The organism is Streptomyces niphimycinicus, assembly GCF_018883605.1.
Lineage (GTDB): Bacteria > Actinomycetota > Actinomycetes > Streptomycetales > Streptomycetaceae > Streptomyces > Streptomyces niphimycinicus.
Map to the genome: position 1 here is coordinate 12,942 of NZ_JAHLEM010000040.1, position 17,126 is coordinate 30,067.

The following is a 17,126-nucleotide window of genomic DNA, read 5'->3' on the forward strand; positions in this document are numbered from 1 at the left end:
GACCGTTGGAGCGTGCCCGTGCCTCTCTCGCGTCGTGCCCTCGTCTCCACGCTCCCGGCCGCCACCCTGTCGGCCATGGCCCTGCCGCTGCGCGCACGGGCGGCGGGACATCCGGCCGCATCCGGTGGGACGGCGGACGGCGAAGGGGCCGGGCCCGCTCACACCCGGCTGATCGACAACACCGTGGCCGTCTTCGCCGGAACGCCGGAGGTGGGCACCCGTCCCGAGGTCCGCGCCAAACTCGCGGCCATCGCCACGACCGCCCGCGCCCGGCTCACCGCGATGGACCGCGCCGGGCAGGGCGAACTCTTCCAGGGCCTCGCACTGGGCACGAGCGATCCCAACCTGATCACCTCGTTCCAGTACCTCTACGAGATCGCCCTCGCCACCCGCACACCGGAAGACGGCACCCCGTCCCGACTCCACGGTGACACCGGTGTCCAGCGGCGCGTCATCGACGGCCTGATATGGCTCCATGAGCACTACTACGGCGACCAGTCGAAGGGCTACTACGGCAACTGGTTCACCTGGGAGATCGGCATATCCACCCACGTCAGCAAGATCCTTGCGCTGCTCGTGGACCAACTCGCCGCCTACCGGCCCGAACTGGCCGCCACCTACGTCGCCTCGATGGACGCGTATCTGCGCAATGGCAAGGCCGGTGACGTCGACCTCGACTCACGCTTCCACACCGGCGCCAACCTCGCCGACATCACCACCAACCGCATCCTCCAGGGCGCCGTGCTCGGCGACGACGCCCGGATCACCAAGGCCATCGCCGACCAGTTGACCATCCTGGCCACGATCGACCCGTACGCGCTGCGACACGGTGTCACCGACGGCTTCTACGCCGACGGCTCCTTCATCCAGCACGCGTCCGTGGCCTACACGAGCTCCTACGGCAAGGGGCTGCTCACCCGTGTCGTACAGACCATCAAGATGCTCGACGGCACCGGCTACACCACCGACGACCGGCTGGTCCGCGTCGCCCAGGGGTGGGTGGTGGACGGCTTCGCCCCACTGATCTTCGAGGGCTGGCTGATGGAGATCGTCAAGGGGCGCGGGGTGTCCCGTCCGGCGACGGGGTACGCGGACGCCGCCGAGGTGGTGGAGGCCGTGGTGGGCCTGTCCGCCCACGCCACCGGCGCCGACGCCACGGCGCTGAAGGGCTATGTCTCGTATCTGCGGCAGACCTCCAAGGCCACGCTCGATCCTTCTGCGTTCGTGTCCCCGGTGAGCATCGTCCGCTACGCCGACATCCTCGCCGACTCCTCGATCCCGGCGCGGGACCTCGGCCCCGCCGAGCGCCATGTCGCGTTCAACGCGATGGACAGAACCGTCCACCGGCGCCCCGGTTATGCCTTCGCCCTGGCCCGCAGCTCGTCCAGGATCAGCCGATACGAGTACATGAGCGGCGAGAACCTGATGCCCTGGTTCCAGGGGGACGGCGCCCACCATCTGTATCTCTCCGGCCAGGACCAGACCCAGGCGTTCGGCATCGACTACCTCACCGCCGTCCCGCCCCACCGCCTCGCCGGTGTCACCGCCCCCGTGGAGACCCGCCGCACCGTCCCCGAGCTGTACGGCACGCTCTGGTACGACAACCCCGAACGTGGCTTCACCTCCTCCTCGGAGGCGCAGAACACCTATGTCTACTTCCCGCGCGGCACCCACCCGTTCTCCGGTGGCGCCGCCCTGGGCGCGTACGGTGTGGCGGGGCTCGTCCAGTCCGATGACGTGGCGTACGAGGCGAAACAGGCGGGCGACCTCCCCGACGACTTCGTGGTGTACCGCAACGCCGATGCCACCAAGTCGTGGTTCCTGTTCGACGACGAGATCGTGGTGCTGGCCGCGGGGGTCGGCGACGCCGCCGGCCGCGCGGTGACGACGACCCTCGACACCCGGATCGCCGCCCCCTCGGACACCCTCGCCCTCACCGGGCGGCTCCGCGGCGGTGCGCCCTGGTCCGGCACCGGCACGGCCCCGCTCGCCTGGCTGCGGTACGCCAATGCCACCCAGGCCGCCTCGGTCGGGTATGTCTTCCTCGACGGGCCGCCGCCCACGGTCACGCTCGACACCGTCACCCGCAGCCGCCGCACCGTCCGTCTCGCCAACCCCGACCTCCCGGTGACCAAACAGCTCTTCGCCGTCGCGGTGGAGCGGCCGGCCGGGGCGCCGCACACCTCGATGGCGTACGCCCTCGTGCCAAGCGCCACCGAACGCCGACTGGGCGCCTACGCCCGTCGGCCGCTCGCCGTCCTGGCCAACACCACCCGGCTACAGGCCGTGGCCCACCGGGGTCTGCGGATCACCGCGCTCAACGCCTTCGCCCCCGGCACCCATCGCGCCGGGCGGCTGGCGGTGCGCGGACCCGGCTCGGTGCTCCTGCGGGAAGCCCGGGACGGCGCCTTGGCGATCGCGGTGGCCGATCCGACCACCGAGCGCGACACGGTATCGGTCGTCATCCGGGGCCGGAGGATGAGGACCGTGGCGGCGGACGACGGCATCCGGGTGGGCCGGGTGCCCGGCGGCACCCGGATCGTCGTCACCACCCGCCACGCCTACGGCCGGAGCTTCACGGCGACACTGCGCTGACCTGCGAGGCGCGCAGATGCCGGGCGCCCGCGCGGACCGCCCACCCGAACACGGCGAGGGCGAGGACGCCCACCGCCACGGTGTCGTACGGCGCCGGGAGGCGGGCGGAACCGCCGAAGGTGCCGAGCCACGACAGCACGGTCAGCGCCGCCAGATGGAAGACCAGCCAGGCGCCGCGCCGCAGTTCCTCCCCCAGGGACGCGCCGCCGTCCGCACGACGCTGAAACAGGAACAACACCGCGCCGAGCAGTACGAAGGGCAGCGCGAGCCGCAGATCGTGCCAGCCCGACCAGTAGACGAACTCACTGGCCACCACGAAGCTCACCGGTGCGATCCAGCGCACCCCCGGCACCCGGCCCTCGGCCCGCGTCACTCCCCGCTCGCGGTCGTGTGCCCGGAACGCCGCGACGGCGACCGCCGAGGCCGCGTAAATCAACAGATACATGTCCCCCATCACGCTCACGATGTCCTGCCAGCCGCCGAACGGCAGCATGAAGACGACGATGACCGCCAGGTTGAGCAGCAGCGCCCGGCGCGCCACCCCGGACCGGGGGTGGATGCGCATGAAGAAGCGGGGCAGCAGCCCGTTCTTGGCCAGGGCATAGGTATGGCGAGCGTCGATGGCCACGCCCACATAGGCCGATCCGCCCGGTGAGATCACGGCGTCGGCGTAGAGCAGCGTGGCCAGCCAGTGGAGATTGAGCACCAGGGCGAGCTGTCCGAAGGGCGACTCGAAGTTGACTCCCTTCCAGCCGTGGCCCAGCAGCGACTCGGGCACCGTGAACAGAAAGGCCAGTTGGAGCCCGAGGTAGACCAGCACGGCGAGGCCGATGCCGGTGAGCACCGCGGCCGGGACGGTACGGCGCGGATTGCGCGCCTCCCCGGAGAAGTCGAGCGGGGCCTGGAAGCCGTTGACGGAGTACACGATGCCGCCACCGGCCAGCGCGGTCAGGCAGGCCGCGTAGCCGTACGGCGCGAAACCGCCGTGGTCCGTGAGGCGTCCGGAGTGGGTGCCGGACAGGAACAGCGCGACGATGGTGAGAACGGGGACGATGACCTTGAACACCGAGATGAGGTTGTTCAGCCGGGCGAATATCCGCACGGCGAACCAGTTGCACACCGTCAGCACGACACTGAGCGCCACGGCCACGGCGAGGCCCGAGACGGTGAGTGTGCCACCGCTGTAGAGGCCCGGCAGATAGTGCGCGGCGTACTGCATGATCGCGCTGATCTCGGCCGCCGTACCGCCCACCGAGAGCAGCACGGACCAGCCGATCATCGTGCCGACCAGCCGTCCGCTGGCGTACAGCGGCCAGCGCACGGTGCCGCCGCCCTCCGGGCGGGTGGCGCCGAGTTCCACCATGACCAGGGCGATCAGGGCGCACAGCACACCCGCCGCGATCCAGGAGAGCAGGGCGGCGGGGCCGGCGGTCTGGGCGGCGTACATGGCCGCGAACAGCCACCCGGACCCCAGGATGTTGGAGAACCCGATCGCGGTCAGGCCCCAGAATCCGAGGTCCTTATGGAGCCGTCGCTCCTCGGCGAGCACCGCCGGGGCGGCGATGGACTCCGGTGGGTGGTTCTGCGGCACGTGGCTCGTCTCCTCGGTGGTGCATGAACATACAAAGGCCCAGCGTGCCATGCGTGCCGACGGCCGCCCCCGACGCGCCCCGGACCTCGGTGCGAGCCCATGGCCACGCACGGGTGAGGGCCGATGGCCAGGCCCGGCGATCGACGGAAAAACACACCTCACCAGCGAGAAATCGCCGCATATCGGCCAGAGGCGTGTTCTCATGCTTCAGGTGTCCTCTCCCTCCCGCCGTGATGTCCTGCGGTCCGCGAGCGGTGCCGTGGCGGCCACGACGTGCGGCGTCGGCTGCGGCCACCACACCGTGTCCTCGTCGTCCAGACCGGCCGGTCCCGCCGAGACCCCCTCCTCCGGTGCGGCCTCGGACCCGGCCACGCCCGCCGGAGCCGCGCCGCGCGGACCGGTGCGCTTCCCCGGACTGCCACCCCAGATCGCCCACGGCCCGCGCGGCGCAGGCGCGGTGGCCCTCACCTTCCACGGCCAGGGGGACGCGGAGCTCGCCCGCTCGCTGCTGTCCGAGGCCGAGCGGGCCGGGGCCCGGGTCACCGTCCTCGCCGTCGGCACCTGGCTCGACGAGCACCCGGAGCTGGCCCGGCGGGTCCTGGACGGCGGCCATGAACTGGGCAACCACACCATGCGGCATCGCGCCGTCTGCGCACTGCCCGCCGACGAGGCGTACGCGGAGATCACCGAATGCGCCGACCGGCTGCGCCGCCTCACCGGGACCATCGGAAGCTGGTTCCGGCCGTCGCGGGCCCGTACCGCCACGGACCTCGTGACCCGTCTGGCGGCCCGCGCCGGGTACCCGCACGTCCTCTCCTACGACGTGGATTCCCAGGACTTCCAGGACCCGGGGCCGGACGCGGTGCGGGAGGCGGTCCTCGGCCAGGTCCGCGCCGGTTCCGTGGTCAGTCTGCACTTCGGTCACACCGGGACGCTGACCGCGCTGCCCGCGGTCCTCGACGGTCTGCGCGGGCGCGGTCTGCGCGCGGTCACCGCGACGGAGCTGATGCACTCCGATGGCGTAGCAGCGACAGCGGGCCCCGGGATGCGTACCGAGACTGGGTGAGACGCCGGGCGCCCGCCCGTGGCGTGCCCGTACGGGAGCGGAGGAGACCCCATGCACCACCGCAAGGATCTCGGACTGCTCGCACTGCGCCTCGGTGTGGGCGGGGTGCTGGCCGCGCACGGCACACAGAAGCTCTTCGGCTGGTGCGGCGGCGGTGGCCTGGACCGTACCGGCCAGGCCATGGAGGCGATGGGCTTTCGTCCGGGGCGCGCCAGTGCCTTGGCGGCCGGGCTGGGCGAGGCGGGCGGCGGGCTGCTGCTCGCGCTCGGCTTCGCCACTCCCGCGGCCGGGGCTGCGGCCGCGGGGACGATGGCGGGGGCGGTGTCGGTGAACGCGCCGGCCGGATTCTTCGCCCAGTCCGGGGGCTATGAGTTCCCCGCCCTGCTGGGATGTTCGTCGGCGGCGCTCGGGATCGCGGGGCCCGGCCGCTACTCGCTCGATCACCTCACCCGCCATGCGCTGGACCAGCCGTGGCTGATCGCGACGGCGTTCACCATGAGCGCGCTCACGGCGGCCGCGGTGATCAGACGCCGGCTCGCGGTGACCACGGAGCGGGAGCTCGCCGAGGAGCAAGCCGGCATCGACGAGCAGGAACTGGCCGAGTAGGGCGCGCCCTCGCCCTCGCCTCGCGTGTCACCTGTCCGGCGGGTGACGCACGGCGTGCGAGGGTCGCACCCGTGCGCCATGGTGGATGCCAGGGCCCGGGAGCGGTCGCACTGGTGGAGGGTGCGGATGTTCGACAGGCGCAGCTTCGGGAAGATCGTGGGCGCGAGTGCGGTCGGGGCGCCGTTCGCCGTCCGCGCCACCGGCTCGGCCAAGGCCGCCGGGGACGTTCCGGAGGAGCGGCGGACGCCGTCCGCGCGGCCGCATACGTCCTTTGCCGCCCTGCGGCAGATCAAGGCCGGGGAGCTGAGCGTCGGCTACGCCGAGGCCGGTCCGGCCCATGGCCCCGCGGTCGTCCTGCTGCACGGCTGGCCCTATGACATCCACAGCTATGTCGAGGTGGCGCCCTTGCTGGCCGCCGAGGGCTATCGGGTGGTGGTCCCGTATCTGCGCGGCTATGGGACTACACGCTTCCGGTCACCCCGGACGTTCCGCGACGGCCAGCAGTCGGTGTTCGCCCTCGATCTCCTCGCCCTGATGGACGCCCTCGGGATCGAGCGGGCGATCCTCGCCGGATACGACTGGGGCTCGCGGACGGCCGACATCGTCGCGGCGCTGTGGCCGAAGCGCTGCAAGGCCCTGGTCTCGGTGAGCGGCTATCTGATCACCAACCGGGAGAAGAACAAGCAGCCGCAGCCGCCGAAGGTCGAATGGGCCTGGTGGTATCAGTACTACTTCGCCACGCAGCGGGGTGTGCTGGGGCTGGAGAATCCGGAATACCGGCGTGAACTGGCGCGGCTCGTCTGGCGGTTCAACTCGCCGACATGGCACTTCGACGACGCCACCTTCGCGCGCACCGCCGCCGCCTTCCGGAATCCGGACTATGTCCGCATCGTGATCCACAACTATCGCTGGCGGCTGGGGCTCGCGGCGGGTGATCCCCGGTACGACGGTTTGGAGCGGCGTCTCGCCAAGGGTCCCGTCATCGGCGTCCCCACCGTCACGCTGGACGGCGGGCGCGATCCCTTCACCCCCGCCGGGGGCGGTGCCTCCTACCGGGACAAGTTCTCGGGTCCGTACGCCCACCGGACGCTGAAGGACATCGGCCACAATGTGCCCCAGGAGGCTCCCGAAGCCTTCGCCGATGCCGTGGTCGAGGCCGACGGTCTGCGACGGCGCTGAACACCGCCGCCGGGCCACCGGCCGCCACGTCCGAAGGGGGCAGGGGATGGCGGAGTTCGAGGTGGCCACCGGTTCCGCGGGGGTCCCCGAGGGAGAGGACCGGGGCCGCCGGGCCGCGGTACAAACCGCGTTCGAGGGGCTGCTGGAGATCCGCCGGCTGATGAACGCCGACGCCGCCGACCCCGAGGGTGTGCCCGCCGAGTGGGAGCGGCGGCAGCCGGTGCGGGCCGTGGCCCTGGCCCTGGAGGCCGCCGGTGTTCCGCCGTCGGCCACCGGCGCGGACGGCCGCCGCACGGCGACCGGATACTGCCTCGGCGCGGCGGAGCGGACCGGGGTGGTGCGGGTCGAGTGGCTGGGGCCGCCGAGAAGTGGTGCCGGGTACGCGGCGGAGGACGCGCTGCGCAACTGCGCGGCCGTGCTGCGGCGGCTGGGCTGGGAGGCGCTGGAGTACCGGGGGCCGCGCCGCCACCGTTACCTCGAGGTCGAGCCGCCGCCGGCCGGGCCTTCCCGGCGCTGACCCGGCCCGGACCGAACCGGCCCGGGAGGCGCGGGCGGTGATGCCACGTCGCCTCCCGGGGCGGTACCGCTCACGCGTTGGGGTCGAAGGGGATCTCGGACGGCTTGGCCTTCGCGAGGTGCGAGGCGAGGGTGCTGTCCTTGAGGCCCAGGGTGGCGCTGCCGAAGTCGGCCTGGCTCAGCTTGTCGCGCAGCCCTGCGGGGTAGCCGTTCCAGCCGACCAGCGCGGGGTACTGCCAGGTCTGGTGGTGGTTCTCCGGCGGCTCGTCGTTGGAGTTGGCCGGGCGGAAGCAGTGGGTGCTCACGCCGTCCTTGTGGTACACGACCTTGGGATGGGTCCCGTCCCAGCGGATCTGGTCCCGGTTGTAGATGTTGAAGTTGCCGTGGGCCGAGGTGGCGACGTACTTGGCCTCGTTGTCCTGCACCCACACCACGACATGCTCCCAGTCGTGGCGGTGTCCGCCGAGCCCGCTCCCGGCCACGGCCTGGTCCTTCTCGAAGTACAGGCCGTAGATGATCGCGCACCAGCCGTTGTTGCACTTGGAGCGGGAGTATCCGTTGGTGTTGTCGAGGTCCCAGGAGTCGCGGCACTGGCCGTTGAGGGCGCCGCTCGGGTTGAGCCCGCCCGCGATCGTCCCGTCGGGCCCGATGGCGGGGGTGGGGTAGCAGCCGTCGGTGTCGTAGTCGAACGCGGGCTGGAACGTCTGCTCCGTGCCGTCCGCGTTGGCGGGCAGCGCCGTGGGCGGGTCCGCGAGCGCACTGCCCGGAAAGGCCACGACGAGCGCGATGGCGCTGCCGAGGATGGCGGATCCCCTACGGATCCGCGAACTCTTCTTCACTGCGTCCTCCTGAACGACCGCGGTGTGGCACCACGAGGGGGGGTGGTTGGCATGCTCAGGTCAGCATGATCGCATTCCTTGAGCGGCGGCGGGAGATGTCGCCGTGATGAAGAGTCAGCCAACAGCTATAGCAGGTGAAGTGGGGTGGCGCCCAGGAGGGGGCGGCGGTGGCGGGCCCGCGGACGGGTTCCGGTGAAACCGCTGCCGCGTGGCCGTCCGCGCCGCCACACACCCGACGGCTCCCCCGGCGACCCCGGCTTCCGTACCGTCCGCGACACCTGAGCCTTCTTTTATTCCGGGATGTTGACGAAATAGCGTGGGGTGCCCATGCTGTTCGGCATGCACCCCCATCAGGACGGCCCGCTGGCCCGGCTGCGGCGGGGCCACGAAGACTTGGTACTGGAGCTGTTGCGCAAACACGGCCCGCTCAGCCGGGCCGAACTGGGACAGCACAGCGGGCTCTCCCGGACCACCCTCAGCGATATCGTCACCGAGCTGATCGAGAGCGGCGCCGTGGTCGCCACGGCGCCGGAAACGGCCCCGCGCCGCCGGGGACGGCCGGTGGAGGCGCTGACGCTCAACCCCAGCGCGGGCCAGGCCATCGGTCTCGACTTCGCCCGCCGGGCGGTGCATGTCTCCGCGGTGAACGTCGCACACGAGGTGATCGGCTCGGCCAGTGAACCGCATGACCCGAGACTGCCCTGGGAGGAGCGGATCACCCTGGCCGAGCGGCTGGTCGGCACACTCGCCGACGGCGCCCTGCGGCTGAGCGCGCTGAACGCCATCGGGGTGGGTGTGGTCGGCCCGGTCGCAGATCCCGACTCCGGGCCGCCGGAACCCCGCCCCTCCGACGAGCTGCCCGCCCTGCTGCGCAAGCGTTTCGAGGCCCCGGTGCTGGTGGACAACAACACCCGGCTCGCCGCGCTCGCCGAGGCCACCTGGGGCGCGGCGGCGGGCGGTCAGGACGTGCTGTATCTGCGGCTGTCGCACGGTGTGGGCGGCGGGCTGGTGGTGAGCGGCTCCCTGCACCGGGGGGCGTACGGGCTGTCCGGCGAGTTCGGCCATATCGCGGTCGAGTCGGGCGACGGGCGATGTTCGTGCGGCGCCACCGGCTGCCTGGAGACGGTGGCCTCGGTGGGCGCCGTGCTCGCCGCCTACCGCCGTGCGGGCGGACACGCGGACGGCCTGGCCGCGCTCCTCGGGGCGCTGGAGGCCGGCGATCCGGTGGCGCTGCGCACGCTGGAGGCGGCCGCCGTCCATATCGGCACCGTACTGGCGGCGGTGTGCAACGCGGTCGGCCCCGGGGTCATCGTGCTCGGTGGCGAACTGGCCGCGGCCGGCACACCACTCTTCGAGCCGGTCGAACGGGCGCTGCGCGCACACATCATGCCGATCTCACGGGACCATGTGGACCTGAGGCCGGCGACGCTCGGCGAGGCCGGTGGCGCGCTGGGCGCCATCGCCCTTGTCCTGCATGAATCCCCCCTGCTCAGCCATTACCCGGCCCGTCCGGGCTGATCCGGCCCGCCCCGGGCCCGGGCTGAAGAGGAGGACCCGTGAGCCACACCGACGGGAAGGCCACGCACGTCACGGAGTTCGCGAAGGAGGGCGAGCGCCCCACCACCACACCGCCGACCCCGGTGGCCTACGGGCCGATGTTCGGCGACCCGCCCGCGGACACGCTGTGGATGCGGCTGTCGTACCACGCCGACACCGCGCGGGACGAGACCGAGGTGAGCGCCGCCACCAGCACGGACGGTGCGCACTGGGTCCACACCGGCGTCTGGACCCTGCCGACGTCGAGCAGGCTCAGGATCGGGCTGGTCGCGCAGAACACCGCGGGCGCCCTCGCGCGTTTCGACTACGTGCACACCTACCGCCGCTGACCTTCCGGGCGAGCCCCGTCCTATGCTGATCACTTTGTTGATGCGTGACGGGGGCCGCTTCGGCGGCCGGGGAAGGTGAGCGAGCGTGGCCAAGCCTGTACGTGCGGCGATCGGGGACGTGTGGATCACATGTGTGTTCTGCAAGGGCGACCTTTTCCGGGACCGCGAGGTGAAGCTCAACAGCACCGGTATGGAGCTGTTCAAGTTCGGCTGGGCCAATGAATCGGCCACCGGGTTGATCTGCTGGAATTGCGGCTATGTGCACCTTTTCGCCAACACTGACATCGAGCTGTACAAGGTGAAGAAGGGCGAGATCTAGCCAGGCCCACCGGCGGTCGCCCAGGTCGCGGCAAAAGATGGTGCGCGGGATCTTTACAACGATGTAAACGGGTGATGGCATACCCCTGACCGGCCGATTCCCCGCCCCGCCCCGGAGACCCCATGGCTCACACCGACATCCCTTCGCCCGACGTGTCGAACGCCGTTCCGCGACCCGAATATCCCCGTCCCGGCTTCGTCCGCGAGAAGTGGCTCAATCTCAACGGCACCTGGCAGTTCGCGTTCGACCCCGGTGACAGTGGACTCGAACGCGGCCTGGTGCACCAGGAGCTGGACGGGCGGATCCTGGTCCCGTTCTGCCCCGAGTCCGAGCTGTCGGGGATCGGTGACACCGACTTCCACCCCGCGGTCTGGTACCGGCGCACGGTCCGGATCCCGGCGGACTGGGCCGGCCGACGGGTGCTGCTGCACTTCGGAGCCGTCGACCACGACGCCACCGTCTGGGCCGACGGCCGCGAAGTGGCCCGGCACAGCGGTGGCTTCACCTCCTTCACCGCCGACCTCGGCGAGGTGGCGGACCCGGCCGGTGAAGGGACCGAGGTGGTGATCGTGGTTCGGGCCCGGGACGCCCGGCACGGCCCTCAGGCGCGCGGCAAGCAGGCCACCGAGTACGCCAACAGCGACTGCCACTACACCCGCACCACCGGTATCTGGCAGACGGTCTGGATGGAGCCGGTGTCCGAGGTCCATCTGCGCAGGCCCCGGATCACCCCCGACCTCGCCTCCGGGGCCTTCCACCTCGAACTCCCGCTCAGCACCAACCGCCCCGGCCACCGGCTCACCGCCCGGGTGAGCGACGCGGACGGCGAGACGGTGGCCGAGGCGACGGTGCGCGCCGACCTCGATATGGCACCCCGTATGGTGCTCGTGCTGCCGGAGGACCGGCACCGGCCATGGTCTCCGGAGGACCCCCATCTGTACCGGGTGCGGATCGAGCTGCTGGACGCCGACGGCGAGGCGGTGGACCGCGCCGAGTGCACCGCCGGGCTGCGGTCGGTGGCCATCGACGGCAAGCGGCTGCTGCTCAACGGCCGCCCCGTCTTCCAGCGGCTCGTCCTGGACCAGGGCTGGTATCCCGACGGGCTGATGACCGCGCCCGACGACGCCGCGCTCGTCCGGGACATCGAGCTGTCGCTGGCCGCGGGGTTCAACGGGGCGCGGCTGCACCAGAAGGTGTTCGAGGAGCGGTTCCTGCACCACGCGGACCGGCTCGGCTATCTCGTCTGGGGCGAGTTCGGCGACTGGGGAGCCGGCACCGGGCGCACCACCCGGGACAACCAGCAGCCCACCGCCGGATTCGTCGCGCAGTGGCTGGAGGCCGTGGAGCGGGACTACTCCCATCCGTCCATCGTGGGCTGGTGCCCGCTGAACGAGACGCACCAGGAGCTCCACGACCGGCAGAGCGTCCTGGACGATGTGACCCGGGGCATGTTCCTGGCCACGAAGGCCGCCGACACCTCCCGACCGGTCCTGGACGCCTCCGGCTACTCCCACCGCGTGGCCGAGACCGACGTATACGACTCGCACAGCTATGAACAGGACCCGGAGGCGTTCCGCCGCCAGATGGCGGGGCTGGACAAGGACGAGCCGTTCCTCAACCCCGACAACCGGGGAAACCCCGGCAAGCGGGACACCGACGCGGTGTGGTCGCTGCCGTACCGCGGCCAGCCCTACTTCTGTAGCGAGTTCGGCGGCATCTGGTGGAATCCGGAGGAGGCGGAGGCCGCGGCCGGTGACGACCGCGAGGTCTCCTGGGGCTACGGCGAGCGGCCGCGGACCGAGGAGGAGTTCCACACGCGCTTCGCGGGGCTGACCGCGGTGCTGCTCGACGATCCGCTGATGTTCGGCTACTGCTACACCCAGCTCACCGATGTCTTCCAGGAGCAGAACGGCGTCTACCGCTTCGACCGGAGCAGCAAGCTCGATGTGGCGCGGGTGCGCGCGGCCCAGCAGCGCCCCGCCGCCTTCGAGCGCCCGGCCGGTGAGGAGGGGCGATGAGCGGTCTGTCACGGCGTGGGCTGCTGAGAGGCGCGGTGTACGGGGCGGGCGCCGCCGTATCGGCGTCCGCGCTCAGCGGCTGCGGATCGATCGCCGGGAGCGTGGCGAGCGCCGACGAGATCCAGTACTGGACCCTGTTCACCGGCCCCGACGGCGAACTGATGAAGACGATGACCCGGAACGTGGAGAGGCGCGTCCCGGATCTCAAGGTCAGGACGACGGTGCTGGACTGGGGCCCGCCGTACTACACCAAGCTGGCGATGGCCTCGGCCGGCGGCCGCTCGCCGGATGTGGCGATCATGCATCTGACCCGGCTGGCGGGCTACGCCCCCGGCGGTCTGCTCGACCCCTGGGACACGGATCTGCTGGCGGAGTTCGGCCTGAAGCAGGACGACCTCAACAAGACGCTGGTCAAGCGGAGTCTGTACGAGGGCACCCCGTACGCCATTCCGCTGGACACCCATCCCTTCGTCGTCTTCTTCGACCGGGACGTCATGGACAAGGCGGGTCTGCTCACGGGCGACGGGCAACTCGTGCCCTTCGAATCACCGAAGCACACCATGGAGCTGATGGACAAGCTCCGCAAGGACACCCGCAAGCTCGGTCCGGTCTTCGGCCATGCGAACGACGCGGCGATGGGCTGGCGGATGTTCTGGACGCTGTTCAGCCAGACCGGCGCCACCTTCGACCTCACGGGCGAGCGGGCCGAGATCGACGAGGACACCGCGGTCGAGGTGGTGCGCTTCATGACCGATCTGGCACGCGACAGCCGCACCATGGACGTCCAGACGGCGATCGCCGCGTTCGCCAACGGCCGCTCACCGATGATCTTCTCGGGCGAGTGGGACATGGCCACCTACAAGACGGCACTGGGGGACCGGCTCGGCGGCGCCCCCATCCCCACCTTCTACGACCGTCCGGCCGGGGCGTCCGACAGCCATGCGCTGGTGCTGCCGCACCAGGACAACCCGGATCCGGAGCACCGGCGGCGCACCCACCAATTCGTGGCCGAGCTGGTCAAATCCGGGCTGACGTGGGCGTCGGCGGGGCACATTCCCGCGTACACACCGGCCGTCTCGTCCGCGGGCTACGCCAAGTTGCGTCCGCAGTCGGAGTACGCGGGCGCCGCGAAGCAGCTCGTGCTCGACCCGCCGGTGTGGTTCGCGGGCTCCGGCTCGGACTTCCAGACGCGGATGTGCCAGGCGCTCGATCCCGCGCTCGGCGGCTCGTCGTCCCCGGCGAGTGCGGTGCGCACGATGGTCTCCCAGATCAACACCCTGATGGCCCAGCCGAATCCGGCCTGATCGCGACCGAATCGCAGAAAGGAGCGATGTGATGGCTTCCCTCTCCACACCCGCTCGGCGGGCCGCGGCCGGATCCCGGCGCGCCGGGTCCCGATGGTCCGCCGCCATGGACCGGCGACGGTCCCCGGGCGGCGCCGGGTGGCTCTTCGCCACCCCCTTCCTGGTGTTCTTCACGCTCTTCCTCCTGGTGCCGATCGGCATCGGCCTGTGGATGAGCTTCACCGACGCCAGCCTGACCGGACACGGTGACGGCGTCTTCGTCGGCCTGGACAACTACACCGAGGCGTTCGGCGACAGCCAGGTGTGGCAGACCCTCGGCAACACGGTCTGGTTCACCGTCCTGACCACCGTCCCGCTCGTGATCGTCGCCCTGGTGATGGCCCTGCTGGTGTACACGGGGATGCCGGGTCAGTGGCTGTGGCGGCTGGCCTTCTTCGCCTCGCATCTGCTGCCGGTGGCGGTGGTCTACCAGATCTGGAGCATGCTGTTCCAGCCGGACCGGGGGATGCTCAACAGCGTGCTCCAGACGTTCGGGATGGACGGGATCGCCTGGCTGACGGACGAGAAGTACGCGATGTGGTCCATCGGGCTGGTGACCCTGTGGTGGACGGTGGGCTTCAACTTCCTGCTCTACCTGGCCGCGTTGCAGGCGATCCCCGACCACCTCTACGAGGCGGCGGCGCTCGACGGCGCCGGTGCGTGGCGGCGGCTGTGGTCGGTCACCCTGCCCCAGTTGCGCCGGACCACGGCACTGATCGCGGTGTTGCAGGTGATGGCGTCGCTGAAGGTGTTCGACCAGATCTATCTGCTGACCAAGGGCGGCCCGAACGGGGCCACCCGGCCGATCCTGGAGTACATCTACGACACCGGCTTCACCAACTACCGGCTCGGCTATGCCTCGGCGGTGTCGTACGTGTTCTTCGGGATCATCATCATCCTCTCGCTCGCCCAGCTCAAGATCTTCTCGCGCAGGGAGGACTGATCGCGCCATGTCCACCGAGACACTCTCCCCCCGTACCCCCGGAAAGCCCCGCTCGACCATGCCCCGGGAGGTGGTGCGGCGGCGTCGCTACGGCGGCCATGCCTGGCACCCCACGCTCGGAACGGGTCCCCTCCCCCGTGTGCTGACACTGCTGGCGCTGGCGCTGATGACGGTGATCTGGCTGGTGCCGTTCGGCTGGGGCGTGGACACCTCGTTCAAGACGGAGGTCGACGCGAGCGCGTCGGGCGCCGGCTGGATCCCCAAGGCGGGCTTCACCCTCGACGCCTACCGGACCATCCTCGGGCAGGGCAATCTCCCGGTATGGGCGGTGAACAGCGTCGTGATCGCCGTATGCGTCACGGCGATCACCGTGACCATCTCGGCGATGGCGGCGTACGCCTTCTCGCGTACGCTCTTCCGCGGCCGCCGCGTGTTCTTCGCCGTCACCATCGCCTCGATCATGGTGCCGCCGCAGATCCTGATCGTGCCGCTCTTCCGGCAGATGCTCGCGATGAACCTCGTCGACACCTATGCGGCGGTGATCCTGCCGCAAGTGGTGGCGCCCGCGATGGTGTTCATCCTGAAGAAGTTCTTCGACGGCATTCCGCGTGAGCTGGAGGAGGCGGCCCGGATCGATGGGGCGGGCAGCTTCCGGGTGTTCTGGAGTGTGGTGCTGCCGCTGTCCCGGCCGATCCTGGCGGCCGTGGGGATATTCGTCTTCATCAACACCTGGAACAACTTCCTCTGGCCGTTCATCAGCACAAGCGATCCGCAGCTCATGACGCTGCCGGTGGGGCTGTCGACGGTGAAGGACTCCACCGGGCTGCGCAACGCCCAGGAGTCGGCCGCCTCCATCCTCGGCTCCATCCCGCTGCTGATCGTCTTCATGCTGTTCCAGCGTCAGATCGTGAGGTCGGTGGCCACCACGGGTCTGGGAGGTCAGTGAGCGATCCGGGCGACACCGCCCTCGGTGGACTCGCGGACGTGAAGGGTATGTCCGACGACGACCTCCTGGGGCGGGCGGTCCGGTGCCTCGATCCGCTCCAGCAGCAGATCGATGGCGTGCCGGGCGATGGCGGTCTTGTCCGGTGCCACGCTGCTCAGGCTCGGGGTGCTGTACCGCGCGGCCTCGATGTCGTCGAAGCCCATCACGGCCATGTCGTCCGGCACCCGTAGCCCGCGCTCGTACAGGGTGCGCAGGGCGCCGAGGGCCAGCGCGTCGTTGAAGCAGAACACCGCGTCCGGCGGTTCGGCCCGGTCGAGCAGCGCCGCCATCGCCCGGGCGCCCTCGGCCAGGTGGTAGCGGGGGGTCTCCCGCTCCAGCCGGGGGTCCAGCGGCAGCCCGGCCTCCTCCAGCGCCTGGCGGTAGCCGGTCCTGCGCAGCAGCGGTGTGCCGATGTACGGCTCGGGCTGCACCCCGATGGCGGCGATCCGGCGGCGCCCGCCGGCCGCCAGATGGCTCACCGCCTGCTGCGCGGCGGCGACGTTGTCGATCACCACATGGTCGGCGAGGCCGCCGCTGGGGCGCTCGCCGATGAGCACGAGCGGCACGGTGCCGAGATGGTTCGCGAGCGCGCTGCCGTGCAGCGCGAGCGGGCTCACCACCATGCCGTCCACCACCTGGTCGCCCAGCCCGTGGATCACCGCCGCCTCCCGCTCGCGGTCACCGAGGGTCTGCTCGATCAGCAGGGTGCGGCCGTGCTCCTCGGCCGTGGTGAGGAAGTGGCGTCCCAGCTCGGCGAAGTACGGGACGTCCAGTTCGGGCAGGACCAGCCCGATCATGCCGGTGCTGCCGCGGCGGAGGTTGCGGGCCACCCGGTTGGGCCGGTAGCCGAGCTCCCGGATGGCCCGCTGGACCCGCTCCCGGGTCGCCGGGGACACATGCACAAAGCCGTTGATCACATTCGACACGGTCTTCGGGGAGACCCCGGCGAGCGTCGCCACGTCCTTGACGGTGGCGCTCCGGCCGGCACCGTCCGAGCGTTTCCGCCCCGGTGCCGCTTGATCCCTGGTGGTCTGCTGTTTCACGGCGGTCACCGACCGATCCTAGAGCGTGACGGTGGCGGGCCGCATCGCGGGCACCACCCGGACCCCGTCCCCTCGGGCGACGGCCGCCCCTCCGGAGACGGGTGCCCCCCCGGGAGACGGGTGACGCGAAGATCGAAACACAACCGGAATGGAATACTCAATTCAGCTCGAACACCAAGATTACATAAAGCCGAAAA

Annotated in this window: 15 protein-coding genes; 12 read left to right on the forward strand and 3 right to left on the reverse strand. The window is 70.8% G+C overall.

Translation table 11 applies throughout. The features are described 5' to 3' along the window. Positions 1 to 18: 18 nt before the first annotated feature. Positions 19 to 2,595: a polysaccharide lyase family 8 super-sandwich domain-containing protein gene (locus KN815_RS05100; RefSeq protein WP_216340567.1), complete on the forward strand. Its 2,577-nt coding sequence runs from the start codon at positions 19 to 21 to the stop codon at positions 2,593 to 2,595. Here the strand turns inward: KN815_RS05100 and KN815_RS05105 are convergent. Then, positions 2,576 to 4,237 carry an APC family permease gene (locus tag KN815_RS05105; protein WP_253208770.1) on the reverse strand — a complete coding sequence of 554 codons (1,662 nt, stop codon included), beginning with the start codon at positions 4,235 to 4,237 and terminating at the stop codon, positions 2,576 to 2,578. The genes KN815_RS05100 and KN815_RS05105 overlap by 20 nt on opposite strands. Before the next feature lie 151 nt (positions 4,238 to 4,388). Here KN815_RS05105 and KN815_RS05110 point away from each other — a divergent pair, with 151 nt between their 5' ends. From KN815_RS05110 to KN815_RS05125, 4 genes are all read left to right on the forward strand, one after another. Beyond that, positions 4,389 to 5,252: a polysaccharide deacetylase family protein gene (locus tag KN815_RS05110; protein WP_253208771.1), complete on the forward strand. Its 864-nt coding sequence runs from the start codon at positions 4,389 to 4,391 to the stop codon at positions 5,250 to 5,252. A 51-nt stretch (positions 5,253 to 5,303) separates the two neighbouring features. After that, complete coding sequence (locus KN815_RS05115) at positions 5,304 to 5,858, forward strand: DoxX family protein (protein WP_216340532.1); 555 nt, start codon at positions 5,304 to 5,306, stop codon at positions 5,856 to 5,858. A gap of 126 nt (positions 5,859 to 5,984) precedes the next feature. After that, positions 5,985 to 7,037 (forward strand): alpha/beta fold hydrolase, encoded by a 1,053-nt coding sequence (locus KN815_RS05120; protein WP_216340533.1) that lies wholly within the window; start codon positions 5,985 to 5,987, stop codon positions 7,035 to 7,037. Between the two features lie 46 nt (positions 7,038 to 7,083). Next, positions 7,084 to 7,554, forward strand: coding sequence for a hypothetical protein (locus KN815_RS05125; protein ID WP_216340534.1), 471 nt, complete (start codon positions 7,084 to 7,086; stop codon positions 7,552 to 7,554). 70 nt (positions 7,555 to 7,624) lie between these two features. Here the strand turns inward: KN815_RS05125 and KN815_RS05130 are convergent, their stop codons facing one another. After that, entirely contained in the window at positions 7,625 to 8,392 is a 768-nt protein-coding gene (locus KN815_RS05130) for an NPP1 family protein (protein ID WP_216340535.1), read from the reverse strand. Positions 8,393 to 8,719: 327 nt separating this feature from the next. Between KN815_RS05130 and KN815_RS05135 the strand changes: the two genes are divergently transcribed. The 7 genes from KN815_RS05135 (at position 8,720) to KN815_RS05165 (ending at position 15,847) form a co-directional block, all read left to right on the forward strand. Further along, entirely contained in the window at positions 8,720 to 9,910 is a 1,191-nt protein-coding gene (locus KN815_RS05135; RefSeq protein WP_216340536.1) for an ROK family transcriptional regulator, read from the forward strand. 38 nt (positions 9,911 to 9,948) lie between these two features. After that, a complete protein-coding gene (locus tag KN815_RS05140) occupies positions 9,949 to 10,278 on the forward strand; it encodes a DUF1349 domain-containing protein (protein WP_216340537.1) in 330 nt (109 codons plus the stop codon). A gap of 85 nt (positions 10,279 to 10,363) precedes the next feature. Continuing rightward, positions 10,364 to 10,597: a hypothetical protein gene (locus KN815_RS05145; protein WP_043236480.1), complete on the forward strand. Its 234-nt coding sequence runs from the start codon at positions 10,364 to 10,366 to the stop codon at positions 10,595 to 10,597. Between the two features lie 122 nt (positions 10,598 to 10,719). After that, the gene (locus KN815_RS05150; protein ID WP_216340538.1) at positions 10,720 to 12,615 is read left to right on the forward strand and encodes a glycoside hydrolase family 2 protein; all 1,896 of its coding nucleotides are present in this window, start codon (positions 10,720 to 10,722) and stop codon (positions 12,613 to 12,615) included. Next, on the forward strand, positions 12,612 to 13,919 hold the full coding sequence (locus KN815_RS05155; protein ID WP_216340539.1) for an extracellular solute-binding protein: 1,308 nt from the start codon (positions 12,612 to 12,614) through the stop codon (positions 13,917 to 13,919). Before KN815_RS05150 ends, KN815_RS05155 begins: the two co-directional genes overlap by 4 nt. A 31-nt stretch (positions 13,920 to 13,950) precedes the next feature. Then, complete coding sequence (locus KN815_RS05160; protein ID WP_216340540.1) at positions 13,951 to 14,901, forward strand: carbohydrate ABC transporter permease; 951 nt, start codon at positions 13,951 to 13,953, stop codon at positions 14,899 to 14,901. 7 nt (positions 14,902 to 14,908) lie between these two features. After that, positions 14,909 to 15,847 (forward strand): carbohydrate ABC transporter permease, encoded by a 939-nt coding sequence (locus KN815_RS05165; protein WP_216340541.1) that lies wholly within the window; start codon positions 14,909 to 14,911, stop codon positions 15,845 to 15,847. Here the strand turns inward: KN815_RS05165 and KN815_RS05170 are convergent. Next, complete coding sequence (locus KN815_RS05170) at positions 15,841 to 16,938, reverse strand: LacI family DNA-binding transcriptional regulator (protein WP_216340542.1); 1,098 nt, start codon at positions 16,936 to 16,938, stop codon at positions 15,841 to 15,843. The two genes, KN815_RS05165 and KN815_RS05170, sit on opposite strands and share 7 nt — an antisense overlap. Positions 16,939 to 17,126 lie beyond the last annotated feature (188 nt).

Coding starts and splice junctions, on each gene's coding strand:
- KN815_RS05105 (WP_253208770.1), bottom strand. CDS start 4,237: ATGGCACGCTGGGCCTTTGTATGTTCATGCACCACCGAGGAGACGAGC.
- KN815_RS05110 (WP_253208771.1), top strand. CDS start 4,389: ATGCTTCAGGTGTCCTCTCCCTCCCGCCGTGATGTCCTGCGGTCCGCG.
- KN815_RS05115 (WP_216340532.1), top strand. CDS start 5,304: ATGCACCACCGCAAGGATCTCGGACTGCTCGCACTGCGCCTCGGTGTG.
- KN815_RS05120 (WP_216340533.1), top strand. CDS start 5,985: ATGTTCGACAGGCGCAGCTTCGGGAAGATCGTGGGCGCGAGTGCGGTC.
- KN815_RS05125 (WP_216340534.1), top strand. CDS start 7,084: ATGGCGGAGTTCGAGGTGGCCACCGGTTCCGCGGGGGTCCCCGAGGGA.
- KN815_RS05135 (WP_216340536.1), top strand. CDS start 8,720: ATGCTGTTCGGCATGCACCCCCATCAGGACGGCCCGCTGGCCCGGCTG.
- KN815_RS05150 (WP_216340538.1), top strand. CDS start 10,720: ATGGCTCACACCGACATCCCTTCGCCCGACGTGTCGAACGCCGTTCCG.
- KN815_RS05155 (WP_216340539.1), top strand. CDS start 12,612: ATGAGCGGTCTGTCACGGCGTGGGCTGCTGAGAGGCGCGGTGTACGGG.
- KN815_RS05160 (WP_216340540.1), top strand. CDS start 13,951: ATGGCTTCCCTCTCCACACCCGCTCGGCGGGCCGCGGCCGGATCCCGG.
- KN815_RS05165 (WP_216340541.1), top strand. CDS start 14,909: ATGTCCACCGAGACACTCTCCCCCCGTACCCCCGGAAAGCCCCGCTCG.